The 25178-nt window shown below is 61.2% G+C and carries 27 protein-coding genes and 1 pseudogene; 14 read left to right on the top strand and 14 right to left on the bottom strand.

Annotated elements, in window-relative coordinates; genetic code table 11:
* Nucleotides 1–86 precede the first annotated feature (86 nt).
* The 4 genes from FFI16_RS30075 to FFI16_RS30060 are packed head-to-tail and all read right to left on the bottom strand — an operon-like array spanning nt 87 to nt 3215.
* Nucleotides 87–608, bottom strand: coding sequence for a DUF3299 domain-containing protein (locus FFI16_RS30075; protein ID WP_056861907.1), 522 nt, complete (start codon nt 606–608; stop codon nt 87–89).
* Nucleotides 609–619: 11 nt separating this feature from the next.
* Nucleotides 620–1885 (bottom strand): ABC transporter permease, encoded by a 1266-nt coding sequence (locus FFI16_RS30070; RefSeq protein ID WP_138813647.1) that lies wholly within the window; start codon nt 1883–1885, stop codon nt 620–622.
* 1 nt (nt 1886) lies between these two features.
* Nucleotides 1887–2597 carry an ABC transporter ATP-binding protein gene (locus FFI16_RS30065; protein ID WP_138813648.1) on the bottom strand — a complete coding sequence of 237 codons (711 nt, stop codon included), beginning with the start codon at nt 2595–2597 and terminating at the stop codon, nt 1887–1889.
* Nucleotides 2598–2603: 6 nt separating this feature from the next.
* Nucleotides 2604–3215: a DUF2796 domain-containing protein gene (locus tag FFI16_RS30060; RefSeq protein WP_138813649.1), complete on the bottom strand. Its 612-nt coding sequence runs from the start codon at nt 3213–3215 to the stop codon at nt 2604–2606.
* Between the two features lie 131 nt (nt 3216–3346).
* Between FFI16_RS30060 and FFI16_RS30055 the strand changes: the two genes are divergently transcribed.
* Complete coding sequence (locus FFI16_RS30055) at nt 3347–3688, top strand: hypothetical protein (protein WP_138813650.1); 342 nt, start codon at nt 3347–3349, stop codon at nt 3686–3688.
* Here the strand turns inward: FFI16_RS30055 and trxA are convergent.
* The 3 genes from trxA to FFI16_RS30040 form a co-directional block, all read right to left on the bottom strand.
* The gene (gene trxA, locus FFI16_RS30050) at nt 3685–4557 is read right to left on the bottom strand and encodes a thioredoxin (RefSeq protein WP_138813651.1); all 873 of its coding nucleotides are present in this window, start codon (nt 4555–4557) and stop codon (nt 3685–3687) included. The genes FFI16_RS30055 and trxA overlap by 4 nt on opposite strands.
* 132 nt (nt 4558–4689) lie before the next feature.
* Nucleotides 4690–5346, bottom strand: a complete 657-nt coding sequence (locus tag FFI16_RS30045) for a methyltransferase (protein WP_138813652.1) — start codon at nt 5344–5346, stop codon at nt 4690–4692.
* Complete coding sequence (locus FFI16_RS30040; RefSeq protein WP_138813653.1) at nt 5343–5798, bottom strand: YbaY family lipoprotein; 456 nt, start codon at nt 5796–5798, stop codon at nt 5343–5345. Before FFI16_RS30040 ends, FFI16_RS30045 begins: the two co-directional genes overlap by 4 nt.
* A gap of 140 nt (nt 5799–5938) precedes the next feature.
* Between FFI16_RS30040 and nrdR the strand changes: the two genes are divergently transcribed.
* The 12 genes from nrdR to FFI16_RS29980 all read left to right on the top strand — a co-directional run bounded on the left by nrdR (nt 5939) and on the right by FFI16_RS29980 (nt 14649).
* Nucleotides 5939–6409 (top strand): transcriptional regulator NrdR, encoded by a 471-nt coding sequence (gene nrdR, locus FFI16_RS30035; RefSeq protein WP_015886108.1) that lies wholly within the window; start codon nt 5939–5941, stop codon nt 6407–6409.
* Nucleotides 6406–7542 carry a bifunctional diaminohydroxyphosphoribosylaminopyrimidine deaminase/5-amino-6-(5-phosphoribosylamino)uracil reductase RibD gene (ribD, locus tag FFI16_RS30030; RefSeq protein ID WP_138813654.1) on the top strand — a complete coding sequence of 379 codons (1137 nt, stop codon included), beginning with the start codon at nt 6406–6408 and terminating at the stop codon, nt 7540–7542. Before nrdR ends, ribD begins: the two co-directional genes overlap by 4 nt.
* Before the next feature lie 47 nt (nt 7543–7589).
* Entirely contained in the window at nt 7590–8264 is a 675-nt protein-coding gene (locus FFI16_RS30025) for a riboflavin synthase (protein ID WP_056861916.1), read from the top strand.
* A gap of 15 nt (nt 8265–8279) precedes the next feature.
* Nucleotides 8280–9371 (top strand): bifunctional 3,4-dihydroxy-2-butanone-4-phosphate synthase/GTP cyclohydrolase II, encoded by a 1092-nt coding sequence (gene ribBA, locus FFI16_RS30020; RefSeq protein ID WP_138813655.1) that lies wholly within the window; start codon nt 8280–8282, stop codon nt 9369–9371.
* Between the two features lie 88 nt (nt 9372–9459).
* Nucleotides 9460–9936, top strand: a complete 477-nt coding sequence (gene ribE, locus FFI16_RS30015) for a 6,7-dimethyl-8-ribityllumazine synthase (protein ID WP_003176356.1) — start codon at nt 9460–9462, stop codon at nt 9934–9936.
* Nucleotides 9933–10433 carry a transcription antitermination factor NusB gene (gene nusB / locus FFI16_RS30010; protein ID WP_053258233.1) on the top strand — a complete coding sequence of 167 codons (501 nt, stop codon included), beginning with the start codon at nt 9933–9935 and terminating at the stop codon, nt 10431–10433. Before ribE ends, nusB begins: the two co-directional genes overlap by 4 nt.
* 16 nt (nt 10434–10449) lie before the next feature.
* Nucleotides 10450–11415: a thiamine-phosphate kinase gene (thiL, locus tag FFI16_RS30005; RefSeq protein ID WP_138813656.1), complete on the top strand. Its 966-nt coding sequence runs from the start codon at nt 10450–10452 to the stop codon at nt 11413–11415.
* A gap of 57 nt (nt 11416–11472) precedes the next feature.
* On the top strand, nt 11473–12198 hold the full coding sequence (locus FFI16_RS30000; RefSeq protein ID WP_138813657.1) for an ABC transporter substrate-binding protein: 726 nt from the start codon (nt 11473–11475) through the stop codon (nt 12196–12198).
* Between the two features lie 129 nt (nt 12199–12327).
* On the top strand, nt 12328–12945 hold the full coding sequence (ribA, locus tag FFI16_RS29995) for a GTP cyclohydrolase II (protein WP_017135999.1): 618 nt from the start codon (nt 12328–12330) through the stop codon (nt 12943–12945).
* On the top strand, nt 12942–13361 hold the full coding sequence (locus tag FFI16_RS29990) for a nuclear FMR1 interacting 1 family protein (protein WP_138813658.1): 420 nt from the start codon (nt 12942–12944) through the stop codon (nt 13359–13361). The genes ribA and FFI16_RS29990 overlap by 4 nt, the downstream gene beginning before the upstream one ends.
* The gene (locus FFI16_RS29985; protein WP_138813659.1) at nt 13358–14155 is read left to right on the top strand and encodes a cobalamin-binding protein; all 798 of its coding nucleotides are present in this window, start codon (nt 13358–13360) and stop codon (nt 14153–14155) included. The genes FFI16_RS29990 and FFI16_RS29985 overlap by 4 nt, the downstream gene beginning before the upstream one ends.
* Nucleotides 14156–14283: 128 nt before the next feature.
* The gene (locus tag FFI16_RS29980; protein ID WP_138813660.1) at nt 14284–14649 is read left to right on the top strand and encodes a hypothetical protein; all 366 of its coding nucleotides are present in this window, start codon (nt 14284–14286) and stop codon (nt 14647–14649) included.
* Nucleotides 14650–14671: 22 nt separating this feature from the next.
* Here the strand turns inward: FFI16_RS29980 and FFI16_RS29975 are convergent, their stop codons facing one another.
* The 6 genes from FFI16_RS29975 to FFI16_RS29950 form a co-directional block, all read right to left on the bottom strand.
* Entirely contained in the window at nt 14672–16567 is a 1896-nt protein-coding gene (locus FFI16_RS29975) for a TonB-dependent receptor domain-containing protein (protein WP_138813661.1), read from the bottom strand.
* 157 nt (nt 16568–16724) lie between these two features.
* Nucleotides 16725–18623, bottom strand: a complete 1899-nt coding sequence (gene dxs / locus FFI16_RS29970) for a 1-deoxy-D-xylulose-5-phosphate synthase (protein ID WP_138813662.1) — start codon at nt 18621–18623, stop codon at nt 16725–16727.
* A gap of 110 nt (nt 18624–18733) precedes the next feature.
* The gene (locus FFI16_RS29965; protein WP_138813663.1) at nt 18734–19621 is read right to left on the bottom strand and encodes a polyprenyl synthetase family protein; all 888 of its coding nucleotides are present in this window, start codon (nt 19619–19621) and stop codon (nt 18734–18736) included.
* Nucleotides 19618–19860 carry an exodeoxyribonuclease VII small subunit gene (locus FFI16_RS29960; protein WP_003176346.1) on the bottom strand — a complete coding sequence of 81 codons (243 nt, stop codon included), beginning with the start codon at nt 19858–19860 and terminating at the stop codon, nt 19618–19620. The genes FFI16_RS29965 and FFI16_RS29960 overlap by 4 nt, the downstream gene beginning before the upstream one ends.
* A 116-nt stretch (nt 19861–19976) precedes the next feature.
* Complete coding sequence (locus FFI16_RS29955; protein WP_138813664.1) at nt 19977–20345, bottom strand: MerR family transcriptional regulator; 369 nt, start codon at nt 20343–20345, stop codon at nt 19977–19979.
* Nucleotides 20284–20928: an NAD(P)H-dependent oxidoreductase gene (locus tag FFI16_RS29950; protein WP_138815338.1), complete on the bottom strand. Its 645-nt coding sequence runs from the start codon at nt 20926–20928 to the stop codon at nt 20284–20286. Before FFI16_RS29950 ends, FFI16_RS29955 begins: the two co-directional genes overlap by 62 nt.
* 207 nt (nt 20929–21135) lie before the next feature.
* Here FFI16_RS29950 and FFI16_RS29945 point away from each other — a divergent pair.
* Nucleotides 21136–21735: pseudogene (locus FFI16_RS29945) on the top strand (DUF1016 N-terminal domain-containing protein); the annotation flags it as partial.
* Nucleotides 21736–21804: 69 nt separating this feature from the next.
* On the opposite strand, the gene FFI16_RS29940 reads toward FFI16_RS29945, so the two are convergent.
* A complete protein-coding gene (locus FFI16_RS29940) occupies nt 21805–24975 on the bottom strand; it encodes a hypothetical protein (RefSeq protein ID WP_138813665.1) in 3171 nt (1056 codons plus the stop codon).
* Nucleotides 24976–25178: the final 203 nt, after the last annotated feature.

Here is a 25178-nt window from a genome sequence, read left to right as displayed (position 1 = left end):
CAAAAGGACGTTAAAAGTTGTACGTCCAATGGTAAAGATCGTTCCGTCCGATCTTTTGACTCAGCTCAATGAAAGCTCGATCAGCGTTATTCCTGCAGTTCGTAGACGTAAATCTTCTCGGCATCCATCTGGTAACCGGCATCGGCCAGCTCACTGGAAGACGGCTTGACCTGCATCGCACCTTCGATCCAATAGGGCTGATACAGCTCATCAAGCTTCACGCCGACTTCGCTTTTCACATGCACGATCTGGTTCGATGGTGGCGGCGGCACGTGGATGCACGCGCCAAAGTACGGCACCAGCAAAAACTCGGTGGTGCGGCCTTCTTCGCTGACTTCCAGCGGCACGATATAGCCCGGCAAACGGATGTGCTTGCCGTTAAGGCTCTGCACCACCGGCGCGTTGGGCAGTTCCTGTTTGGCCGCAGGCGCCGCCTCAACCGAGAGCGCATCGGCCATGTTCGACAGGTCGTGCAGCGGTTTCATATTGGGGATTTCCGGCGGCGCGTCCGGCGGGATCATTTCCTGCCACGACAGGTCCTTGGGCTGCTCGTCGGCCCAGGCGGGCACCACCACCAGCAGCAACAGCGCAAACAGGGCACGACGCATCGACAGCTTCCTCATAAACGTATGGACAGGCCATCGGCCAAAGATTGCCGATAGGCGCGCCACGCGGGCACGCTGCCCATCAACAGCGCGGCGGCCAGGATACCGGCGAGCAAGGTCCATTCATATTCACTTGGCCACGACATCGGCAGGTCCAGGCCGTAGTTGGCCTGCAAATACCCACGTGACGCCGCGATGCACAGGTACAGCAGACCCACGCCCGCCACTACGCCAGACAAGGCCAGCGCGAAGGCTTCGAAGATCAGCAGTGTCGCAATGTGCCACGGCCGTGCGCCCACCGAACGCAAAATCGCCATCTCGCGGCGGCGTTCATTGAGGCTGGTGAGAATCGCCGTAAGCATGCCGATCAAACCGGTCAGCACCACGAACAGCGAGATCACGAACAGCGCTTTTTCGGCGGTGCCCATCATGCTCCACAGCTCTTGCAGCGCCACGCCGGGCAGGATCGCCAGCATCGGCTCGCCTCGGAATTCATTGATCTCGCGTTGCAGCGCGAAGGTGGAAATCTTGTTGTTCAGGCCGAGCATAAACGCGGTGATCGCTTGCGGCGTGAGGTCCATGTTGCGTGCTTGATCAGCACTGATACGGCCTTTGCCCTGGGCCGGCACGCCGTTGTGCCAATCGATATGGATGGCCTCCATGCCGCCGAGGCTGATGTGCAGCGTGCGGTCCACCGGCGTACCGGTGCGCTTGAGAATGCCGACCACGGTGAAGGGTTTGTCATCGTGCTTGACCAGGCTGACCACTGCTACACCGTGGGCCAGCACCAGCTTGTCGCCAAGCTTGTAGTGCAGCGCATCCGCCACTTCGGCGCCGAGTACCACTTCAAACGGGTCAGTGGCGAAGGCGCGGCCGCTGGCCAGTTCGAGGTTCTGCTTGCGGCCGTATTGGTAATGCTCGAAGTAGGACTCGTTGGTACCCATTACGCGATAGCCACGGTGCGAGTCGCCGAGGGAAATCGGGATCGCCCATTTCACCTGCGGGCTGGCGGCGAAGTGCTCGAAGCTGTCCCAGCGAATGTTATTGGTGGCGTTGCCGATGCGGAATACCGAGTACAGCAGCAAGTTGACCGAGCCGGAGCGGGCGCCGACGATCAGGTCAGTGCCGCTGATGGTGCTGGCGAAACTGTTGCGCGCCTCTACGCGCACGCGTTCCACCGCGAGCAACAGGCACACGGAAAGGGCGATGGCGAAGGCGGTGAGGATCGCGGTAAAGCGGCGGTTAGCCAGGCTGGCCATGGCTAGACGGAACAGATACATCTCAAACCTCTGCGGGCGTGGCGGCGCGATTGAGTTCGGCCAGCGACAGGTGGCGGTCGAACAGCGGCGCGAGGCTCTGGTCATGGCTGACAAACAACAGGCTGGCGCCGGCTTCGCGGCATTCGGCGAACAACAGCCGGATAAACGCTTCGCGGGCGTCGTAGTCGAGGGCCGAGGTGGGTTCGTCGGCGATCACCAGTTCCGGTTGGCCGATCAACGCACGGGCAGCGGCGACGCGCTGTTGCTGGCCGATGGACAGCGAGTCGGCGCGGCGCTCCAGCAGGTCTTTGTCCTTCAAGCCCAAATGCGCCAGCAAGGTCGCGGCGGCCTGGTCGACACTGCCATGGCGCTGAGTCGCCCGCTGCGCACGCAGCTTGGAAAAGTGACACGGCAACTCGACGTTCTCGCGCACGGAGAGAAACGGCAGCAGGTTGAATTGCTGAAAGATGTAACCCGTGTGATCAACGCGGAAGCGGTCGCGGGCACCGGCCGAGAGTTCGGTCAGCTCCTGGCCGAGCAGGCGAATGCTGCCCTGGCTGGGTTTCTGCACGCCGCCCAACAGCCCGAGCAAGGTGGTTTTGCCACTGCCGCTCGGGCCTTTGAGAAACAGGGTTTCTCCCGCTTCCAGGCGGAACGCGGGGATGTCCAGCAACTGCGGGTGGCCGGGCCAGTTAAAGCCCAGGTCAGACAGTTCGATCAGTGCTTGGGTCATGTGAACTCAGAATTTCAGGGTGGCTGCGGTGGCCGTCGCTTCAACACCTTGCTGGCCGCTTGGGCCGATCAGTTGTACCTGAATCTTCTGGGTGGCAGGGAAGGTCTTGAACACTTGAGTCAGGTCGAGGTTGCTCAGGGCCGTCGGCGTGGCGCAGGTGAACTGGTAGTGGGCGTGGATTTCGCTGTGGTCGTGATGATGTTCGTGGGCGGCGGCGCCTTTGCCATCGGTGGCGTGGTCGTCATCGTCTTCATCATGATCGGCTTCAGGCTTGTCGCCGAACAACGGGCTGTTGAGTTCCTGGGTGCTGATTACACAACCGGCAGATTTGGGCAGGTTGAACAGCGCCAGCGGGTTTTCCAGCTGCTTGCGCGCGGCGGCGACCTTGGTTTTGTCGGCAGGCGTGGTGGCCTGATGTTCAAAGCCCACAAGGTTCATGGCCGGGCTGTCGAACTCCAGCTCAAGCGCCTGGCCGTCGAGTACCGCATTGAGGCGGCCGACACCATGCTCGTGCGCGCCAAGGCTGCCGTGTTCATGCTCATGATCGTGTTCATCGGCGGCGTGGGCGATGGCCAGGGGCAGCAGGGCAAACGGCAGGGCAAGCAGCAGACGGCGCATGAGAAGGCTCCATAAGATGAAAGTTTTGTTATGTGATCTTATAACAATATTCGCGCCAGTTTGAACGCCCGCTTGGCGTTGCGCAAGTCGCGTGGGAGCATGCGGGTCGGAAAACTGCGGGAGTAAGTGCGATGTTGCGAATTCGTGGAACCGTCGGTGACTTGCCGGTGGATTTGACCCTGGAACTCGATGACGGCGATTGGGCGCGCCTGGGCGCCCACTTGCAGGCAACACCGGCGCCGAGTACGCCCGCTGTTGCGCCGGTCAAACACAACGATGATTTGTGGCAGAACGCCCAGGACCTGTTGCGCAAGGCCGGGCAACTCAATGGGCTTGAGTTGCTTGATCAGCTTGAGGGCTTGGCCGGTGATGCGGCCTCAGGCAAACGCCTGCTGGTACGCCTGCGCCACAGTGCCCGTGTGAAAGTGGCCAGCGGCGGGGATACGCCGCTGTACAGTTGGATCGGCGATTAATACAGCGCGGCGAACAACTTGCGACGGTACACCGTGACCAGCGGGTGTTCATTGCCCAGTAGTTCGAACACTTGCAGCAAGGTCTTGTGCGGCAGGCCTTCGCTGTAGCTGCGGTTGCGGATAAACAGCTTGAGTAAGCCTTCCAGCGCGGCGTCGTATTGCTGGCGCGCCAGTTGCTGAATCGCCAGTTGGTAGGCAGCTTCATTGTCCTGCGGGTCTTGCGCCAGGCGGCTTTTCAAGTCGGCGGCATCCGGCAGGTCGGCGGCCTGGCGCAGGAAGGTGATTTGCGCCTTGGCGCCGGCGAGGGCGGCTTTGTGATCGTCGCTTTTCACCGCGTCGAGCACGGTTTGGGCTTCGCCCAGCTCACCACGTTCTGCCAGGCAGCGTGCGTACAGAATCAGCGCGGCGGCGTTCGTGTTGTCTTCACCCAGCAGCGCCACCAGCACCGTTTCGGCATCGCTGATACGGCCTTCGGCAAACAACGCCTGGGCCTGTTCCAACGGGTCAGCCGCCTTCGGTGGCGGCATCTTCACGTGTGGCTCGAGCATCGCTTGCACGGCCGACTCCGGTTGTGCCCCGGCAAACCCGTCCACCGGCTGGCCGTCCTTGAACAGCACCACCGTGGGCAGGCTTTGAATGCCAAAACGCGCAACGATATCCTGCTCGGCTTCGCAATCGACCTTGGCCAGCAGCAACTCGCCCTGATAACTCTCGGCGATTTTCGCCAGCATCGGCATCAGCGCCTTGCACGGCGCGCACCACTCGGCCCAGAAATCCACCAGCACGGGTTTTTCGAATGAGTTCTGAATCACTGCCTGGTCGAACGTAGCAGTGGTGGCGTCGAAGATGTACGGCGTGGGCTCACTCATGGGGCGTCTCGAATAAAGCGGGAATGGGGCAACTATAAGGGCTGGCGAGGTTGGCTGAAAGCATGATGAGTGCAAGCCACCCCCTGCTGGAGAATGCGGTCAACTGTGGGAGCGGGCTTGCCCGCGATGGCCTCAAGCGCGCCGCGAATGGTACAGGCTCACCTTGCGAAACTCCCAAGGCTCAGCCAGGTCCGGCAGCGTCAGCGCATCAAGGATGCCCAGGCGCTGATAATCCGGGTGCTGGAAGTCGCGTACCCGTGAGTCGGCCACCAGCGCTTCGCGGCCGCGTGTCAGGAAGTGGTCGAGCAGCGGCAGGTTGGCGCGGTCGTAGAGCACGTCGGCCACCAGGATCAGGTCGAAGCGGTCGGCCTCGGCGAAAAAGTCGGCTGAGTAACCCAGCTCCACACCATTGAGTTCGGCATTTGCCCGGCAGGCGGCCAGGGCCAGCGGGTCAAGATCGCAGGCCACCACTTCCAGCGCGCCCGCTTTAACCGCAGCAATCGCGGCCACACCGGAACCGGCGCCAAAATCCAGCACGCGTTTGCCCGCCACCCACTCGGGATTCGTCGCCAGGAAGCGCGCCAATGCCAAGCCGCTGGCCCAGCAAAAACTCCAATATGGCGGTTCATGCAGGATGCGCCGGGTCTCTTCCTGGCTGAAGGCACGGTCCATGTTGCCCGCATCAAGCAGCCACAACGACAGCTCCGTGCCCGGCAGCGGGCAGGGCAGCAGTTGCGCGTCGCCGATCAGTTCGCTCAGGGCGCGCTGCAGGCCCAACGGTGGCGTCATGGCGCCGGGACGAATTGCAGCGGGCCGGTGGTTTGGGTGATCGCCTGGGTGATGCGCACAGCGGGCAGGTGCAGGATCAACTGGCCAGACTGGCTGGCGCGACCGCGCAGTTCAACCCGTGCACCGGCTGGGAAAGCTTCTGGGTTGAAACGCAGGCGGAAGGCCAGGGGCTTACCGTTGCCGCTGAGTACGCTGCTGGCGAGCAGTTGTTGCGGGCGGTTGCGTTCATCGATCACCAGCAGGGCCAGTTCGACTTCGGCGTTGGCCGGCACGCCATTCAGGGTGCCGTTGATTTCACGCTGGTAAGCCGGCAAAGGGCCGAGGTCTTCAATGCCCGGCACTTTTTTCTCTTGAACGGGCGTCGGTTGCGGTGTCGATGGTTTCGGGGCTTGGCTGCTGCAGGCGACCAGAAAACTGAACAGGGCGAGTAAAACAAGTGGTCGTAACTGCATGTACGGCTCCAGAAAGGACAAAATCCGTGGCTTAAAAAATATGAAACATAATAGTCAGCCTATATACCGTAAAGGCTATGGCTTGTCTTGCCACGGGGATGCGCTACCATGGCCCTCCCATTTTTTGTTGCCTGCCAACCATGCACTGTCCCTTCTGCGGTGCCAACGACACCAAGGTCATTGACTCGCGTCTGGTCGCCGAGGGCGATCAAGTACGCCGCCGGCGCGAATGCCTGGCCTCTGGCTGCGGTGAACGTTTCACCACCTTCGAAACCGCCGAACTGGTGTTGCCACGTCTGATCAAATCCGACGGCAGCCGCCAGCCTTTCGACGAAGAAAAACTGCGTGCCGGTATGCAGCGCGCCCTGGAAAAACGCCCGGTGAGTGTCGAGCGGCTGGAGGCGGCGCTGGTGCATATCAAGCACAAGCTGCGCGCCACCGGCGAGCGCGAGGTCAAGAGCCTGGTGGTTGGAGAGCTGGTGATGGGCGAGTTGCAAAAGCTCGACGAAGTCGCCTATATCCGTTTCGCCTCGGTGTATCGACGCTTCCAGGACCTCAATGAGTTCCGCGAAGAGATCGACCGCCTGGCCCGTGAGCCTGCCAAAGAATGAACCCTCCGTCTGCCGAACAAGCCGTCCTCGACGCCCATTACATGGCCCGCGCCCTCGAACTGGCGCGCAAAGGCCTGTACACCACCCACCCCAACCCACGGGTGGGCTGCGTGATTGTGCGGGATGGGCAGATTGTCGGCGAAGGCTGGCATGAACGCACCGGCGAGCCCCACGCAGAGCCGAACGCCCTGCGCGCCGCCGGTGACAAGGCCCGTGGCGCCACGGTGTACGTGACCCTCGAACCGTGCAGCCACCATGGGCGCACGCCGCCCTGCGCCGATGCACTGGTGACCGCCGGTGTGGCACGCGTAGTGGCCGGAATGCAGGACCCGAACCCGGAGGTCGCCGGGCGCGGCCTGCAGCGCTTGGCTCAAGCTGGTATCGAAACCCACAGCGGCGTACTCGAACAACAAGCGCGCGCGCTGAACCCCGGCTTCCTCAAGCGCATGGAACACGGCCTGCCGTTTGTGCGGGTCAAGCTGGCGATGAGCCTGGACGGCCGTACCGCGATGGCCAGCGGCGAAAGCCAATGGATCACCGGGCCGGCTGCCCGCGCCGCCGTGCAGCGCCTGCGCGCCGAGGCCAGTGTGGTGCTGACCGGCGCCGACACGGTGCTGGCCGATGGTGCGCGCCTGACCGTGCGCGCCGCCGAGTTGGGCCTGGACGCCGAAACCACCGCTCTGGCCATGTCGCGCCCGCCATTGCGCGTGCTGATCGACGGCCGCCTGCGGGTGCCGCTCAACGCACCGTTCTTCAAGGCTGGCCCGGCGCTGGTCATCACTTGCGTCACCCCGGAAAACCAGTTCCCACGTGGCCCTGAATGCCTGGTGGTGCCGGGCGTTGAAGGGCAGGTCGACCTGCGTTCGGCCCTGGTGGCGCTGGCTGCCCGTGGTGTTAACGAGGTGTTGGTAGAAGCCGGCCCAAGCCTGGCAGGCGCGTTTGCCCAACAAGGCCTGGTCGACGAATACGTGATTTTCGTCGCCGGTAAGTTCCTGGGCTCCGCCGCCCGGCCTTTGCTGGACTGGCCGCTTGAGAAACTGGCCGATACCCCCCAACTCAAGATCACTGAAATGCGCGCTGTAGGCGACGACTGGCGAGTCACTGCCATCCCGCTACCACCAGCGAGCGTATAATTCTGACCGGGCGCTCCAGCGCCCGCACCGTTTTCCAGGAGAAGGCCATGTTCACCGGCATTATCGAATCCATCGGCAGCATCCGCGCCATGACCCCCAAAGGCGGCGACGTGCGCCTGCTGGTTGAAACCGGCAAGCTCGACCTCGGCGACGTCAAACTGGGCGATAGCATCGCCGTCAGCGGCGTGTGCCTGACCGTCATCGAGTTGCCGGGTAACGGCTTTGCTGCTGACGTCAGCCGGGAAACCCTGGACTGCACCGCGATGAACGATCTCAAAGCCGGCAGCCCGGTCAATCTGGAAAAAGCCCTGACCCCGACTACCCGTTTGGGCGGCCACCTGGTCAGCGGCCATGTCGACGGCGTCGGCGAAGTGGTTGCACGCAGCGAAAACGCGCGCGCCGTGGAATTTCGTATCCGCGCGCCGAAAGAACTGGCCAAGTACATCGCCCATAAAGGCTCGATCACCGTCGACGGCACCAGCCTGACCGTGAACGCCGTGAATGGCGCCGAATTCGAACTGACCATCATCCCGCACACCCTGAGCGAAACCATCATGGCGTCGTACCAGCCAGGTCGCCGGGTGAACCTGGAAGTCGACTTGCTTGCCCGTTACCTGGAGCGCCTGCTTATGGGCGATAAGGCAGCTGAGCCTGACTCTTTACAAGGGCGCGGGAACATCACTGAAAGCTTTCTGGCCGCTAACGGCTACCTGAAATCCTGACCAAGGGGGTGCCGCGTGGCGCTCAATAGCATCGAAGAACTGGTTGAAGACATCCGCCAAGGCAAGATGGTCATCCTGATGGATGACGAAGATCGCGAGAACGAAGGCGATATCATCATGGCCGCCGAGGCGTGCAAGCCCGAGCACATCAACTTTATGGCCAAGCACGCCCGTGGGCTGATCTGCATGCCCATGAGCCGCGAGCGCTGCGAGCTGCTCAAGCTGCCGTTGATGGCGCCGCGCAATGGTTCAGGTTTCGGCACCAAGTTCACCGTATCGATTGAAGCGACCACCGGCGTCACCACTGGCATTTCCGCCGCAGACCGCGCCCGCACGGTGCAAGCCGCTGCGGCCAAAGACGCCAAGGCCGAAGACATCGTCAGCCCGGGCCATATTTTCCCGCTGATGGCCCAGCCGGGCGGCACCCTCGCGCGTGCCGGCCACACCGAGGCCGCCTGCGACCTGGCGCGCATGGCCGGTTTCGAGCCGAGCGGGGTGATCTGCGAAGTGATGAACGACGACGGCACCATGGCCCGTCGCGCCGAACTCGAGGCGTTTGCCGCTGAGCACGGCATCAAGATCGGCACCATTGCCGACCTGATTCACTACCGCATGATCCACGAACGTACCGTTCAGCGGATTGCCGAGCAGCCGCTGGACAGCGAACTGGGCCAGTTCAACCTGGTGACCTACCGTGATTCCGTCGAAGGCGACGTGCACATGGCCCTGACCTTGGGGCATATTTGCGCCGAAGAGCCGACCCTGGTGCGCGTGCATAACATGGACCCGCTGCGCGACCTGCTGATGGTCAAGCAGCCGGGCCGCTGGAGCCTGCGCGCCGCCATGGCCGCGGTTTCCGAGGCTGGCAGCGGTGTGGTGTTGCTGCTCGGCAACCCGGTGGATGGCGATGTATTGCTGGCACATATTCGTGAAGCCGCCGAGCACACCCAGGTTAAAACACCGACCACCTACAGCATTGTCGGTGCCGGTTCGCAGATCCTGCGTGACCTCGGTGTGCGCAAAATGCGCCTGATGAGCGCACCGATGAAATTTAATGCGATATCCGGATTCGATCTGGAAGTTGTAGAATACGTGCCCTCCGAATAAAGGCCGGCGTTTTCTGCCCCTTGTTCGCGGTTAAATCATCACTGAGGGACGCACTTTTCGCGTCCCGGCTCTTTAAGAGATTTGTCGAATGACCCTGAAGACCATCGAAGGTACCTTCATCGCCCCCAAAGGCCGCTATGCCCTGGTGGTTGGCCGCTTCAACAGCTTCGTGGTTGAAAGCCTGGTAAGCGGTGCCGTGGATGCCCTGGTTCGCCACGGTGTGAGCGAGAGCGACATCACTATCATCCGCGCCCCTGGCGCCTTCGAAATTCCACTGGTTGCGCAAAAAGTTGCACAGCAGGGTGAATACGCGGCAATCATCGCCCTGGGCGCGGTCATTCGTGGCGGTACTCCGCACTTCGAATACGTGGCCGGCGAATGCACCAAGGGCCTGGCCCAGGTGTCCATGGAGTTCGGCGTGCCAGTCGCTTTCGGCGTACTGACCGTAGATTCCATCGAGCAAGCCATCGAACGTTCCGGCACCAAGGCCGGTAACAAGGGCGCTGAAGCTGCCCTGTCCGCACTGGAAATGGTCAGCCTGCTGTCGCAGTTGGAGGCCAAGTGATTTCCGACGAGAGCGATCAGTTCAACCCTCAGGATCCGCGTCCAGCCGACGCCGGCAAGCCATCCAAAAGCGAAAAGCGTCGTAAAGCGCGTCAACTCGCGACCCAGGCGCTGTACCAGCGTCTGCTGGCGGGCGCTTCGCTGAACGAAATCGAAGCGCAGTTTCGCGTCGATAACGACTTTACGTTCGCCGACCAGAGCTACTTCCACGACATCCTGCACGGTGTGCATGCCAACCTGACCGAGATCGACACGGCTCTGGCGCCATGCCTGGACCTGACCATCGAAGAACTCGACCCGGTTGAACTGTGCGTGATGCGCCTGTCCACCTGGGAGCTGCTCAAGCGCGTCGACGTGCCGTACCGCGTGGTGATCAACGAAGGTATCGAGCTGGCGAAAGTCTACGGTTCGACCGACGGCCACAAGTTCGTCAACGGCGTGCTCGACAAGCTGGCCCCGCGCCTGCGTGAAGCCGAAGTGAAGGAACACAAGCGCTAAGTCGCTTGAGTCCCGAATGGGTGAGTTCGAGCTGATCCGCAACTATTTCGCCGCCGCGCCCTGTGCGCAGGGCGGCGAAGGTATTGCCCTGGGGATCGGCGACGACTGCGCCTTGCTGGCGCTCCCCGCCGGGGAGCAGTTGGCAATCTCCACCGATACGCTGGTGGCTGGCGTGCACTTTGCCGACCCGTGTGACCCGTTCCTGCTCGGCCAGCGCTCGTTGGCCGTGGCAGTCAGCGACTTGGCCGCCATGGGCGCCCACCCGCTGGCCTTCACCCTCGCACTCACCACACCCACTGTCGACGCCGATTGGCTGCAACGCTATGCCCAGGGTTTGAACGCCATGGCGCAGAGCTGCGGCGTGGGCCTGGTGGGCGGCGACACCACACGCGGGCCGCTGAGCCTGACCCTGACCGTGTTTGGCCGTGTGCCGGCCGGGCAAGCGTTGGTTCGCAGCGGTGCGCAGCCGGGTGACTTACTGTGTGTGGGTGGCGAACTGGGTAACGCTGCCGGTGCTTTGCCGTTGGTGTTGGGGCAGCGCACGGCTGATGCTGCCATAGCGGGTCCGCTGCTGGCCCATTACTGGTCGCCGCAACCGCAATTGTCTCTGGGCCTGGCCCTGCGAGGTAACGCGACAGCGGCCATGGATATCTCCGACGGACTGTTGGCCGATTGCGGGCATATCGCCAAGGCCTCGGCTGTCCGGCTGCTGATTGAGCGGGAGAAGCTGCCGTTATCCCAGGCGTTGCTCGCGTTTGTTGGCGATGACGAGGCTCGTGTGGCGGCATTGAGCGGCGGCGACGACTATGTGTTGGCGTTCACCCTGCCACCGGCCAGGCTGGCGCCGTTGTTGGCGGGCGGCTGGCCGATCCATGTGATTGGCCGGGTTGCGGCAGGGCAGGGCGTAACGCTGCTGGACGCCGCCGGGCAAGACATCACCCCAGCCGTGCGTGGCTACCAGCATTTTCGCGACACGCCGTAAGCGACAGACCTGCGCTACCCTCTATACGGTTCCCCCAGTGCAGGAGAGGTTGTCACCATGGGTGTGCGCCGTTGGCTGCTGATAGTGTTGTGCGCTTTCGCATACCAGGTTCTGGCGGATGAAGCCTCGGTGCCTGGCAAGATCATGCTGGCCAGTGAGCAATGGAACGACTACACCAACAAAGACGGCACGGGCCTGGCCTGGGATGTGCTACGCCAGATCTTCGAGCCGGTGGGCATTACCGTGCAAACCCGCAGCGTGCCGTATACCCGTTCGGTCGGCCTGGCCCGGCGTGGCGAGGTGGATGGCTGGGTCGGTTCCTATCGCGATGAGGCCACTGGCGTTCTGTACCCGCACTGGAACTTCGATTCCGACCACATCTACGCCCTCGGGATGGCAGCCACACCTGCGCCAAGCATCGCCACGCTGGGCAATTACCGCCTGGCCTGGGTGCGTGGCTACAAGTACGAGGAGTATTTGCCGAATGCTCGCCGCTTCAACCAGATCGAACGTCGCGACGGCATCCTGCCAATGCTGCAACACGGCCGCGCCGACTTCTACATAGATGCCCTCGCCGAAGCCAAATACGTGCTCAGCCAGTCGGATAACCCGGCGCAATTCAAGCTCACTCATATAGCCGAACTGCCGCTCTACATAGGCTTTGCCGACACCGAGCGGGGCCGGGCACTGATGAGGGTGTACGACCAACGCATGGCTGTACTGGTAAAGAGCGGCGAGCTGAAACCGATTTTCGAACACTGGAAGCAGCCGTACCCGTTCTGACCTGCATAGAACCAGGACGAAGGCCAATCGAACCTATTGATCTTTATCAGCGATAATTCAGCTTAAGCGTCTGTAGGAACCTGCTGTTACAATGACGCCCTCTGTGAAATCTGAAATCAGGAGCACACGGTGCCCGTCGTTTTCGTCGCCGCTTCCAAGCTGCCTACCCCCTTTGCCACGTTCACCATGAACGGCTTTCTCGAAGAAGCCACCGGCCGCGAGCACGTTGTGCTCAGCCTGGGGGACATCGCCGACGGCGCGCCGGTGCTGGGCCGTGTGCATTCCGAATGCCTGACCGGTGACGCCTTGTTCAGCCAGCGCTGTGACTGCGGCTCGCAACTGGAAGCGGCCATGCGCGCCATAGCCCGTGAAGGCCGTGGCGTGTTGCTGTACCTGCGCCAGGAAGGCCGTGGCATTGGCCTGATGAACAAGATCCGCGCCTACGAGCTGCAAGACGGCGGCGCCGATACCGTTGAAGCCAACGAGCGCCTGGGCTTTGCCGCCGACCAGCGTGACTACGCGATCTGCCTGCCGATGCTGGAGCATTTGGGCGTCAAATCCCTGCGTTTGATGACCAATAACCCGCGCAAGGTCAAAGCCTTGACCGAGATGGGCATCACCGTGGCCGAGCGCGTGCCGCTGCACACCGGGCAAAACCCGCACAACAAGCTCTACCTGGCCACCAAAGCCAGCAAGCTCGACCATATGATGGGCAACGAGCATCAGGGCGAGGTCGACCGCGCGTGACCCGTGGCCAGGTGAAACGGCGACTGTCCTTCAATTGGTGGCAGTACCTGGCCCTGGCATTGCTCCCGCTGTTCGTGCTTAACCTGGTGTTTGGGCAAGCCCAATCCCTGCTTCCTGTGTTGGCCATGCCGTTCTTTATTGCCGGCGTGGCCTCGATGTTTCTGAGCCTGCGTTATTTTCATGGCTATAAACACGCACTGATCGCCACTTCCAAAGCTCTCGATACGCCCGAAGAACCGGCTGCGTGGATTACCCTCGCGGCCCGTCGGCGTGCGGCTTTGCTGGTAGCCGCGCTGCCGGCCTGGATCGGCGCGTTGGCGGTGTTCGTCGGCCTGGAAGCAGTGCCGCTGTTTCTGCTGGCGCTGTCGACGCTGGTGCTGTTTTACCTCTACCGCATCCCCCGCCAGCTGGGATGAGGCGCTATTGGCTGGCGGTTCTGCTGGCGTTCAGTGCCCAGGCGATTGCGGTTGAACGTGTCGTGAGCCTGGCGCCGTCTCTCTCCGAAATCGTGGTCGAGCTGGGCGCCGCCGACTTGCTGGTGGGCGTGCTCGACGGCGGCGAGCGCCCAGCGGCATTGGCCCAGGTGCCGTCGGTTGGGCAGTACGGCCAATTGAATATGGAGCGCCTGCTCAGCCTCAAGCCCGACCTCATTCTGCTCTGGCCCGGCAGTGTCGGCCCGGCCCAGCGCGAACAATTGCAGCGCCTGAATATCCCGGTCTATGTGGCTGAACCCCATAGCCTTGAACAACTGACGGCCCAGGTCCAAGCCATCGCCCAACAACTGGGCCGTGAAGCAGCGGGTCGCACGCTGGCTGCGCAGTTACGCCAGCGCCTGGCCGAACTGCGCCAACGCTATCAGCGTGCCGAGCCGTTACGCGTGTTTTACCAGGTGTGGAACCAGCCGCTGTACACCGTGGGCGGTGGGCAGATCATCAGTGATGCCTTGCAGGTTTGCGGCGCACGCAACGTGTTTGCCGACCTCAAGCTGCCTGCGCCGCAGGTCAGCGTTGAGTCAGTGCTGCAGCGCAACCCCGAACTGATCCTGGCCGGCGATCAGGCGCAACTCGACGAATGGAAGGCCTGGCCTCAGATAGCGGCCGTGGCTCAAGGTCGTCTGCAGGTCGTACCCGACAAGGGGCTGGAGCGGCCGAGTGGGCAGATGATCGAGGCCATCGCGAAGCTCTGTCAGGCAATGGCCGGCCAGCGCTGAGAATCGCTGTATTTTCGTCTGCTGCGGTGCGATTAGTCTGTCAAAACTATCGGATTTTGCCTGGCGATCTGCTTGCCTATGGGTGCTAGTTTCGCGGCTCTCCCATTCGAGCTGATCAAGGACATATCATGCGTTATCTATTGGCGTTGGCCGGTGCCGCTCTGGCATTGGCGCTAGTGAGCGGCTGCGGGATCTCGCAAGCGATCTCAGACATCAGGACATTCGGTAATCATCCTGTGGTGGACCGGACTTCTTCGATGGATACCACCAAGCAGGACATGCTGAATATTCAAGCCCCCACAAAAATCACCTCGATCCGTGGCGGCACTTCGCAGTGTTTTGATTACGCGTTGGAGCGCGATGGTAAAAAAGCCGATTATTTCGTCTCGTTCACCTCGCAAGGTTGGGCAAATGCCTGGGGCTACTCAACGTGCAGCAAGGTGGTGGAGGCAGGCAGCCTGACGTCTAACGAGCGAATCAAGAGGCAGTACTGATCATTGACAGTGCGCGCTGGCGTTAGAGTTCCGGCGTCCAGGTCACTCCAAACAACAGCGCCCGGCCTTCTTCCCGGTAGCCATATTGCTGGCCTTGATACTGATACAGCGCCCGGCTGTAGTCTTTGTTCAGCAGGTTATCGACTTTCATGTTCAGCGAGACTTCACGGTTCACTGCCCAGTTGGCGCGAAGCCCCAGCAACCCGTAACCGCCCAACGGTTGTTGGTTTTTCGGGTCATCGTAGCTGCTGCTCACCGCTTGCCAGCTGGCGCCGACGCCAAACTGATCGAATTGGCGGTCCAGATCCAGGCTCACCGTACGTCTGGCGCGGCGGGCCAATGTGTGGCCGGTGTCGCGGTCGCGTGGGTCAATCATCGCCAGCCCAAGGCTGCCTTGCCAGCCGAACAATTCTTGCTTGAGCGCGGCTTCAAAACCATTGATGCGGGCCGAACTGACGTTTTGCGGGCCGTCGCTGCCGAACACGATGGCGTCCTGGATATCGGTGCGGTACAGCGAGGCTTCCAGGCGGCTGGTATCGCTGAGCTGGCTACGCCACTGCAGTTCATAGCTTTTGGAGGTTTCGGGTTTCAGGTTCGGGTTGGCGTTTTTAAAGCCGTATTCGTCCGGGTAGTAAAGATCGTTGAAGGTCGGTGCACGGAAGCCTTCGCTGTAACTGAGCAACAGGTCGTTATCCGGGTTCACCGGCAGGGTCAGGGTGCCGCTCCAGCTGTTGTGACCGCCGAACTGCTGGTTCTGGTCGCGGCGCAGGCCCAGCTCGGTGGAAAAGTATTGGGCTTCAAAGCGGTGCTGGATAAATGCGGCACGGTTCCAGCGGCTGTTTTCGGCGAGCACCGTGCTGCTGTTGACCCGGTCTTCGTACCAGTCGCCACCCAGGATCAGGCTGTTCTGATCATTGAGGGTCAAATCGTTCTGCCAGGTCAGCGAGTCGCGGTAGGTGTTGAACACACTGCGGTCGTCGCTGAGTTTATCCAGGGTCTTTTCGCGGTTTTCGCTGTGACCCAGCTCCAGGCGAGACTTCCACACATCGTTGATGCGCGCATCGACATAGCTGCTGACGCTGCTGACGGTGAAGTCTGTGTAGGGTTTTTGCTGGAAGCTCTGGTACGTGAGCGAGTCATAGCGACCAAAAGGGTTATCGAATTCGCTTTTGCCACGGTTATCCAGCACGTTCACGCCAGCGTCGATGTCATCGGTGAAGGCGTGGCTCAGGCTGAAACTGATGGCCTGGTTGCGATAAGCATCGTGGTCGCCATCGCTAGGGTACGACGTGTGTGTACGATTGATTCCGGCGGTGTCATCCAGGCTGGCGCCGAGGCTGAAGCGGGTTTGCTGGTCGCCGCCGGATAACCCCAGGCTGCGTTCCCACGTCTGATTGCTGCCAAAGCCCACGTGCAGGCGCGGTTGCAGGCCGGACTCGGTGTTGCGCCGGGTGAAGATCTGAATCACCCCGCCAATCGCATCGCTGCCGTAGATCGCCGAGCGCGAGCCGCGCAGCACTTCTACGCGCTCGATCTGGTCGATGTTGAGGTATTGCAGGTTGCTGGTGCCAGTAGTGGAGCTGCTGATGCGCTGACCATCCACCAACACCAGGCTCTGGGCAGTGGACGTGCCGCGCACATACACGTTGGTCACGCTGCCACGGCCACCACTTTGCACCACCTGCACGCCGGGCACACGGCTGAGCAAGTCGCTCACGCTGGTGGGTTGCAAACGGTCGATGTCGTCGCGGGTAAACACGCTGTTGGCGGCGCTGCTGTCGTTACGCGCCTGCACCTGGCGGTTGGCGCTGATCACCACGTCGGAGAGTTTGAGCGCGTCGTCGCGCTCGAAGCTGTCGGCCAACACGTCAATGGTGGGTAGCAGCAGCAGGGGCAAGGCAAAGCGAAGGCGATTCATGGGCCGTCCATAGCGTTTGAAAATGGCATAAAGCCAATGTGGGAGCGGGCTTGCTCGCGAAAGCGGTGGCACATTCAACATCTTGGTTGACTGACACTCTGCATTCGCGAGCAAGCCCGCTCCCACATTTAGTCCAGGTTTCTACCGGGAGACGGGGTTACAGGCCCAGCAGCACCATGCGCGTGCGCACCGAAGCCTCGATCCCGGCTTCATCCAAGCCACATTCGGCCAGCATCTGCGCCGGTTTGGCGTGTTCCACATACACATCCGGCAAGCCCAGGTGCAGCACCGACTTGAGGATGTTCTCTCGCGCCAGGAACTCACTGACTGCTGCACCGGCGCCGCCCATGATGGCGTTTTCTTCGACGGTCACCAGCAGCTCATGGCTGGCGGCGATTTCACGCACCAGGGCCTCATCCAGCGGTTTGACGAAGCGCATGTCGACTACGGTAGCGTCGATTTTCTCAGCGACCTTCAGGGCTTCGGCCAACTGCACGCCAAACACCAGAAACGCGGTCTTGCTGCCCTGGCGACGTACGATGCCTTTACCAATCTCGATCGGCTCCAGGTCTTTCTCGATCAGCGCATTCGGGCCATTGCCGCGCGGGTAGCGCACGGCAGCCGGGCCGTTATACAGGTGGCCGGTGCTGAGCATCTTGCGCAGCTCGTTTTCGTCGCTCGGGGTCATCACCAGCATGCCGGGGATGCAGCGCAGGTAGGACAAGTCGAAGCTGCCCGCGTGAGTCGGGCCGTCTTCGCCGACCAAACCGGCGCGATCGATGGCGAACAGCACGTCGAGGTTCTGCACCGCCACATCGTGAACAAGCTGGTCATAGCCGCGTTGCAGGAAGGTGGAATAAATGGCTACCACGGGCTTGGCGCCTTCACAGGCCATGCCGGCGGCGAAGGTCACCGCGTGCTGTTCGGCAATCGCCACGTCGAAGTAGCGCAGCGGGAAACGCTCGCTGAACGCCACCAGGTCGGAGCCTTCCTTCATCGCCGGGGTGATGCCCACCAGGCGTGGGTCGGCGGCGGCCATGTCGCACAGCCATTCGCCAAACACGCCGGAATACTTCGGCCCGCCGGCTTTTTTTGGCGCAGCGGCGGGCGCATCCACAGGTTCGAGCTTGGTGATGGCGTGGTAACCAATCGGGTCGACTTCTGCCGGAGCGAAGCCTTTGCCTTTTTTGGTGACGATATGCAGGAACTGCGGGCCCTTGAGGTCACGCATATTGCGCAGCGTGGCGATCAGGGTCGGCAGGTCATGGCCGTCGATCGGGCCGATGTAATTCCAGCCCAGCTCTTCGAACAGGGTGCCAGGCACCAGCATGCCCTTGGCATATTCTTCGGTACGCCGGGCAATTTCCCAAGCGCCGGGCAGGCGCGAGAGCACCTTCTTGCTGCCTTCGCGCATGCTGGCGTAGGTGCGGCTCGAGAGGATTTTTGCCAGGTAATTGGACAGGCCACCCACATTGCGCGAAATCGACATGTCGTTGTCGTTGAGGATCACCAACATATTGGCATCCACTTCCGGCGCGTGGTTCAGTGCTTCAAAGGCCATGCCGGCGGTCAGCGCGCCATCACCGATTACCGCAATCGCCTTGCGATCGCTGCCTTGCAGGCGGGCGGCAATCGCCATGCCCAGCGCGGCGCTGATGGAGGTGCTGGAGTGGCCGACGCCAAAGGTGTCGTACTCGCTCTCGGAGCGGCGCGGGAAGGCGGCCAGGCCGTCCTTCTGGCGCAGGCTGCCCATGCGCTCGCGGCGGCCCGTGAGGATTTTATGCGGATACGCCTGATGGCCCACGTCCCACACCAGCCGGTCGTCCGGAGTGTCGAACACGTAGTGCAAGGCGATGGTCAGCTCGATGACGCCCAGCCCGGCACCGAAATGCCCACCGGTCTGGCCGACCGTGTAGAGCAATTCCAGGCGCAACTCATCGGCCAGGGTTTCCAGCTCGGCTTCACCCAGTCGACGCAGGCCGACCGGCGTGACAGCACGGTCGAGCAGGGGCGTGGACGGGCGCTTGCGGGGAATCTCTTGAAACGTCGTGGGCATCAGGCGAATCGTTATAGGTATAGAAGAGGCGGCAGTTTACCTCAAGCGGTGCAAACTGCCCACGCAGGGTGCCGAACTTGGCCGATATGCGGCGCGAAAGGCCGCGGTTATCAGTGGCGGCGTTCGACGATATACCGCGCCAGGTCGCGCAGTGGCTCGGCCGCCGCGTCGAAAGGTCGCAGGGCGTCCAGGGCCTGGTCGCGCAGTTCCAGGGCGTAAGCCTTGGCAGCATCAAGGCCCAGCAACGCCGGATAAGTCGGTTTGTCCCGGGCGATATCCGCGCCTTGGCGTTTGCCCAGGGTGGCGGTGTCACTTTCCACGTCGAGAATGTCGTCCTGCACCTGGAATGCCAGGCCGATGGCCCGGGAATAGGTCTGCAGGGCCGCCAACTGCGCCGCTTCAGCGCGGCCACTGGCCAGGGCGCCCAAGTGCACGGCGGCTTCGATCAACGCGCCGGTCTTGTGGCGGTGCATATGTTCGAGGGCTTTTTGGTCGAGCTTGAGGCTGACCGAGCCCATGTCGATGGCCTGCCCGCCGACCATACCGGCCGGGCCTGCGGCCAGGGCCAGGGCCGTGACCATGCGCAGGCTGATCTCGGCATTCACGCTGTTCAGGCGCGGGTCCAGCAAGGCGCTGAACGCCAGGCTCTGCAAGCCGTCACCGGCGAGGATTGCGTAGGCTTCGTCAAAGGCTTTATGGGTGGTGGGTTGGCCGCGACGCAGATCGTCATCGTCCATCGCCGGTAAATCGTCATGCACCAGCGAATAGGCATGAATCAGCTCAACCGCACACGCCGCGCCATTGGCCTGCTCGGCCGGCGCACCCAGGGCTTCACAGGCCGCATACGCCAGCAACGGGCGCACACGCTTGCCGCCATTCATCACGCTGTAGCGCATGGCTTCATACAAGCGCTTCATCTCGGGGCTTGGCGCCAGGAACAAGGGTTCGAGCGCCGCATTGACCCGGGCCTGGCTGCTGGCCTGATACGCGTCGATCATTCGGGCTGTTCCGCATCGAAGGGTTCTTCGGCCAACTCCCCGTCACGCTCCAGCAACACTTGCACCTTCTGCTCTGCCTGCGCCAGCGCGCTCTGGCAGTCGCGCGTCAGGCCGATGCCCTGCTCAAACGCCGTCAACGAGTCTTCCAGCGACAACTCGCCGTTCTCCAGACGCTCAACCAGAGTTTGCAGGTCGGCGAGGGATTGTTCGAAATCGAGTGCAACTTTTTTGCGGGCCATGGCGGCTAATCCGGTAGACGGTAAACCGGCGCGACACTAGCAGACATGGGGATTCTGGGCAAATGAGCGGGGCTGTCACTGGTCTGCCGTTGAGCCGAATAAAACGCTTATTCGGCTCAGCGCATACCGGAGCATTGCCCCTGTGCGTCCTTGAGCTGCGCTTCAAATGCCATCAGGCCGGCCTGCATTTTCTGCAGCCCGGCAATCTGCCCGGCCAGTTCACGCTTCTTGCTGGCGATGGCCTGGTCTGCCCGTTCCCAAGGCAACGCATCGCCCTCGTGCCCGTGCAAAATCCCCTGCAACTCCTTGAGCTTGAACCCCAGCTGCTGCGCGCATTTGATCAGCGTCAGCAACTCGACATTCTGCGCCGAGTAAACCCGATAACGTCCCGCGCGCTGTGGCGCTGGCAACAGGCCAATCGCTTCATAATGACGAATCGCCTTGATGGTGGTGCCCGACAATTGCGCGGCTTTGCCGATGTACATGAAAACTCCTTTTTTCAAATAGTGCGCCGACCTGTTTCAGCCACTTGTCGCGCTGCGTTGCGGTTGATCCCAGTACAGGTCCGAACATCAGCGTCTTGGTCGACTTGATGCCGCAAAAGGCCAGGGTAGTGCTGCGCATCTGATGAATGCCCGGCATGCGATAGACCCAGCGGTAATACCACGGCGGCGTATCCAGGGTCACCAATAAATGGGCGGTGCGGCCCAGCAGCAACTTGTCCGGGAATGCCTTGCCCTTACGGTATTTGAAGGCAAAGCCGGGGAGGAAAATGCGGTCGATAAAGCCTTTCATCAATGCCGGGATGCCGCCCCACCAGATCGGGAAAACCCACGCCAGATGCGTCGCCCAGAGGATATCGGCTTGGGCGCTGAGCAAATCGGGTTCCAAGGCTTGGGGCAGGGTGTAGCCGTTATGCAGGACCGGGTCGAAAGCCAGTTCGCCAAGGCGCAGGGCGCGGACCTCATGGCCGGCGATTGTAGCCGCGCGAATGTAGGTGTCAGCGACGGCTGAGCAGAAACTGGTGCTGGAGGGATGGCCGAGAATGAGCAGGGTGCGCTGAGTCATGGTGCCGGAGCCTGAAAGTGGGTCTTTCAGGGTAGGGTGTGCTGTATAGGGGAGAGTCAAGGCGTGGCGCTGCAATGCGCCGATTTGCAAAGGCCAGCAGGACGTTTCTGTGATCTGTGCAAGGCTCTTCCTGAACCGTTCGCGGCCCCTTGTGACGGTAAAAACCACTGACTAGCCTGTGCCCTTCCAGTCAAGAGTGAAACGGGCATGAGCGAAACCTCTATCGGCTTGATCACGCCTCCTGTGGGCTATAGCGACTGGCTGAGCGACCTTAAACTGCGCATCCATACGGCTCAGCAGCGAGCGACGCTGGCGGTGAACCGCGAACTGGTGCTGCTTTACTGGCAGATCGGCCACGATATTCTGACCCGCCAGGCCGCGCAGGGTTGGGGCAGCAAGGTGGTTGATCGCCTTGCCCAAGACTTGCGCGCAGCCTTCCCCAAGATGAAGGGTTTTTCGCCGCGCAACCTCAAATATATGCGCGCTTTTGCCGAGGCGTGGCCGAATGCCGAATTTGTGCAACAGGCTGCTGCACAATTGCCGTGGGGCCACAATGTGGTGCTCCTGGACAAACTCCCCGGCCCCGAAACGCGCCGGTGGTATATCGCCCAGGCGATCGAACACAACTGGTCACGTAACACCCTTGTGATGCACATCGAGCATCGCTTGCTGGAGCGCAGTGGCAAGGCTGTCAGCAATTTTGAACACCACTTGCCCAAACCCCAATCCGACCTGGCGCGCGAATCGCTCAAGGTCCCTTATCGCTTCGACTTCCTTAGACTGGCTTTGGATGCGCAGGAGCGCGATACGGGTTAGCTGCGTTTAACCGTTACAGCCTGCCGTTAAGGCCAGGCTGCAACGGTTGAATGGATAAAATCAGGCCCTTTCCTGCTTGCCCGCATCCATGTCCGTGCTACCCCAAGGACGCCAGTCATCGGTATGCCGTTCACTGCCATGGGGCCCGCTGGAGCTGGTGCCGCCGGCCAGGAATTTTTCCCACAGGTTCTTGCTGTCGGGGTCGCTGTCCTTGTGCAAGTGGGGCGCCAGCCGTGCCAGGGAGCTGCCTTTTTTGTCTTCGGTTTCCTTGAAGTGTTTCCATTCGTCCGACTGGTACTCGAACATCGATTTGTCATCCGGTGTGTCGCGACCGCCGTACATGTAGCTGGCATAACGCGCGTATTCGAGCTTGTCGCCCCAGTCGTCCTTGGTTACGCCGGCAGCGGCGAGGTCTTTGAAGAACTTGCCTTGGGAATCGGTGAGCTTTTGCATTTTGGCATGCTCGACCGCCTCGGCAATCAAGGTGCCTGCCACCCCGAAGATCACACCGGCCACGGCGAAAACCGGGCCTGCAATACGGGCGCCGATGGCCAGCCCGCGTACCACGGTGGCGGCAACATCACCGGCCAATTTGCCGGCCAGGTGCGCGCCTTTGGGGGCGAACATGGCGATGGTATTGGCAATGGCCATACCGGTACCGGATGCACCACCGCCGAGCGTAAAGGCCGCGTCGGTTTTTTCCAGTGCGGTCTTGGCGTTTTTGAGTTTGCGTGCGCCGGAAACGATGTCCATCACGCCACCGGTCAAATCCAGGCCGGCGCCGCCCATAAAGCGCAGGAACGAGCGCCCGGAGGCGATCGCAATCTCGGATTTTGAAGCCGGAGAACCTTTGCCGGGAATGTCCTTGACGCCCATCTGTTCGCCAAGGGATTTGGCGGCGTTGTCGTACTCCTTGACCTCATCGGCCGACAGGTTGCCCACGTCGAGTTTCTTCAGGGTTTCGGACGACTCTTTGACACGGGTACTTATGGCTGCGGCGAGTGCATCAGATTTTTCAGTGGCTTTCTTACCCCAGATATCCGGGAGGTTCTCATCGAGCAGGCCCAGCCAATCAGTGGCTTTGCTTTTTGCCGGGCCTTTACTCTCTTTGTCCGCGTCAGGTTTATCGGAGTCATTGTCTCCCAGGGTTTTAGCAATATTCGAACCGAACTTGAGGAAGTCGTTGGTAAAGCTCAAACCGGCGACCAGGTCTTTGGCGGCGGCGATTTTCTGGTCGTCGGTCATGTTGCCGCCGCCATTGGCGAGCTGCAGGGCGCCGCTGACGAGGTTCATGGTGCCCGCCATGGCACTCAGCCCGCCGGTGGAGCTGGCGGTGTGCAGCACCGTCTTCAAGGAGCCAGCGGCCGCCTCGCGTTTGTCGCCCAGGCCCTTCAGCTGGTTGTCGACCACCTTGTCGATGGCTTTCGGGTCGCCGCTGGCGGCAGCGAGACGAATGGCCGCTGCGATCTGTTTGTTTTCGGCCGGCGTCAGCCCTTTGATATGGCCATCGAGGATGTCGATCTCATCCTTCATCTTTTTGTACATGTCGTAGGTTTTGTCGCCCTTGTCCAGGCCTCCGAGGACGGCGTTGATACCGCCCTTGATCATCGTGAACGAGGCTTTCAACCCACTTTCGGCATTTTCCGGCGAAACCTTGTCGGGGTTCTCCATGTAGGTGTTGAGCTGGTGCGTCATCATGTTCTGGTCGAATGTCTGACGACGTGCGGTGTAGCTGTCCGGCTCAAGGATGCGCAGGGACTCAAAGTAACGGTCCACATCCAGCTCGGCGGTTTCCGACTTTTTCGGATCGCCGGAATCATTCATGGCAATCACATACTCTTCAAAGTTCAAGTTGGCATCACGCGTGTCGTCTTTGAACAGTGCCGGGAACACTTGCTCGCGAACTTCATTCAACCGATCTTCCGACAAACTACCGACACTTTTCTTAAGTTCTGAATCGTAACGGTCTTTAATGCCTTCTTTGCCCATGAGTGTGGAAATTTCTTTGGCAAGTTTGTCCTCGTCGACCATCTCCTTGACGTCCTTGCCGTTCAACTTAGTCGGGGTCTTATCCGTTTCACGGTAGGTGCCGCTGCCCAGGTTGATACTCTCGGCATAGCCGTAAAGGTCATAGCCACTGTCGAGTGCGGCCTGGGCGTCCATCAGCTTGACGATCTTGGCTTCATCCGAGTCCTCGGTCAGCTTGCCGCTCTTGATGTCATCGCGGATGCCCTGCACAAAGTTCTCGGCTGTCTGGCCGCCCACGGTCTTGTCGTTGGGCAGTTCCATGTCCATCAGCCCTTCGGCGCCGAAGGTGGGGATGTTGTATTTGTCGCGCAGGGCCTGCACGTCCTGTGGTTCATCGGGTGGCGCGGCCTTGTCGGAATGGGTTGCGTCCTTGACGTGCATCAGGTCGCCCTTGAGGCTTGAGTAGCCGTACTTGCCGAAATCCTGCAAGCGGCCGGCCTCGGTGCCGTGCCGGGCTTCTTTGTCTTTGGTGAAGCCATCGATGCTGTCGTTGTCTTTATTGCGTGCGTCATAACCGGTCAGCAACTTGCCGTTTTCATCGATGCTGACCACATGTTCCAGCACCTGGGTAGCGCGGTACGCGGCGTCGGCGTCGTTCTCGAAGTCGCCCACTTGCTTCTTGAGGTTGTCCTTCACATCGCTCTGGTTGCCGAGGTTTTTCAGCAGGGGCGTGGCGTCGATAATCTCTTTGGCCGAACGCGTGTCACCGTCGGGGCGTTTCTGTTTGTCGCCCAGGTCCGACTTGACCACTTCGCCGCGCAGGCTCGAATACCCGTATTTGCCAAAGTCCTGCAAACGGCCCGCCTCGGTGCCATGCCGGGCTTCGCCGTCCTTGGTGAAGCCGTCGATGCTGTGGTTGCCGACCTCCTTGCCGTCGGTGAGCTTGCCGTCTTCGTCGATGTATTCGACATGCTCCAGCACTTTGGATGCGCGATAGGCGGCATCTGCGTCTTTCTCAAAATCACCGACCTGCTTTTTAAGGTTGTCCTTCACTCCACTTTGGTTGCCCAGTTGGGCGAGCAGGGGCGTGTCATCAATGATTTGCTGGGCCGAGCGGGTGTCACCTTCGGGGCGCTTCTGGCCCTTGCCCAACTCATCTTTGGGCGCGGCGGCGGCTTTTTTAACGGACTTTTCCCAGGCAGCGACAGAGCTTTTGTTAGTGACCGCGGCGTCCTTTGGGGTCGTTTCTACCTTCGCTACCATGGTTATTCTCCTGATGTAAGTGTGGCCCGGCTGCTATTAAAGCGCGCAGGGTCGTACAACTTCCTGGTTAACTACCCGAGGCTGTTTATTTGATAACAAGAGGGCGGCCTTAGTTGGGTGGCCGCTGTGCATGAATGCTGTGAATTGCAACGTCACGGAGCAATGTCCCAGAACTTAGCACGGAGTTTTGGCTGATTCGCAAC

The sequence above is a fragment of the Pseudomonas sp. KBS0710 genome, from assembly GCF_005938045.2.
Taxonomy (GTDB): Bacteria; Pseudomonadota; Gammaproteobacteria; order Pseudomonadales; family Pseudomonadaceae; genus Aquipseudomonas.
The sequence above is the reverse complement of the archived record's forward strand: the minus strand, read 5'-3'. Positions and strand labels throughout refer to the sequence as shown.

Coding starts and splice junctions, on each gene's coding strand:
- FFI16_RS30075 (WP_056861907.1), bottom strand. CDS start 608: ATGCGTCGTGCCCTGTTTGCGCTGTTGCTGCTGGTGGTGGTGCCCGCC.
- FFI16_RS30070 (WP_138813647.1), bottom strand. CDS start 1,885: ATGTATCTGTTCCGTCTAGCCATGGCCAGCCTGGCTAACCGCCGCTTT.
- FFI16_RS30065 (WP_138813648.1), bottom strand. CDS start 2,597: ATGACCCAAGCACTGATCGAACTGTCTGACCTGGGCTTTAACTGGCCC.
- FFI16_RS30060 (WP_138813649.1), bottom strand. CDS start 3,215: ATGCGCCGTCTGCTGCTTGCCCTGCCGTTTGCCCTGCTGCCCCTGGCC.
- FFI16_RS30055 (WP_138813650.1), top strand. CDS start 3,347: ATGTTGCGAATTCGTGGAACCGTCGGTGACTTGCCGGTGGATTTGACC.
- trxA (WP_138813651.1), bottom strand. CDS start 4,557: ATGAGTGAGCCCACGCCGTACATCTTCGACGCCACCACTGCTACGTTC.
- FFI16_RS30045 (WP_138813652.1), bottom strand. CDS start 5,346: ATGACGCCACCGTTGGGCCTGCAGCGCGCCCTGAGCGAACTGATCGGC.
- FFI16_RS30040 (WP_138813653.1), bottom strand. CDS start 5,798: ATGCAGTTACGACCACTTGTTTTACTCGCCCTGTTCAGTTTTCTGGTC.
- nrdR (WP_015886108.1), top strand. CDS start 5,939: ATGCACTGTCCCTTCTGCGGTGCCAACGACACCAAGGTCATTGACTCG.
- ribD (WP_138813654.1), top strand. CDS start 6,406: ATGAACCCTCCGTCTGCCGAACAAGCCGTCCTCGACGCCCATTACATG.
- FFI16_RS30025 (WP_056861916.1), top strand. CDS start 7,590: ATGTTCACCGGCATTATCGAATCCATCGGCAGCATCCGCGCCATGACC.
- ribE (WP_003176356.1), top strand. CDS start 9,460: ATGACCCTGAAGACCATCGAAGGTACCTTCATCGCCCCCAAAGGCCGC.
- thiL (WP_138813656.1), top strand. CDS start 10,450: ATGGGTGAGTTCGAGCTGATCCGCAACTATTTCGCCGCCGCGCCCTGT.
- FFI16_RS30000 (WP_138813657.1), top strand. CDS start 11,473: ATGGGTGTGCGCCGTTGGCTGCTGATAGTGTTGTGCGCTTTCGCATAC.
- FFI16_RS29985 (WP_138813659.1), top strand. CDS start 13,358: ATGAGGCGCTATTGGCTGGCGGTTCTGCTGGCGTTCAGTGCCCAGGCG.
- FFI16_RS29980 (WP_138813660.1), top strand. CDS start 14,284: ATGCGTTATCTATTGGCGTTGGCCGGTGCCGCTCTGGCATTGGCGCTA.
- FFI16_RS29975 (WP_138813661.1), bottom strand. CDS start 16,567: ATGAATCGCCTTCGCTTTGCCTTGCCCCTGCTGCTGCTACCCACCATT.
- dxs (WP_138813662.1), bottom strand. CDS start 18,623: ATGCCCACGACGTTTCAAGAGATTCCCCGCAAGCGCCCGTCCACGCCC.
- FFI16_RS29965 (WP_138813663.1), bottom strand. CDS start 19,621: ATGATCGACGCGTATCAGGCCAGCAGCCAGGCCCGGGTCAATGCGGCG.
- FFI16_RS29960 (WP_003176346.1), bottom strand. CDS start 19,860: ATGGCCCGCAAAAAAGTTGCACTCGATTTCGAACAATCCCTCGCCGAC.
- FFI16_RS29955 (WP_138813664.1), bottom strand. CDS start 20,345: ATGTACATCGGCAAAGCCGCGCAATTGTCGGGCACCACCATCAAGGCG.
- FFI16_RS29950 (WP_138815338.1), bottom strand. CDS start 20,928: ATGACTCAGCGCACCCTGCTCATTCTCGGCCATCCCTCCAGCACCAGT.
- FFI16_RS29940 (WP_138813665.1), bottom strand. CDS start 24,975: ATGGTAGCGAAGGTAGAAACGACCCCAAAGGACGCCGCGGTCACTAAC.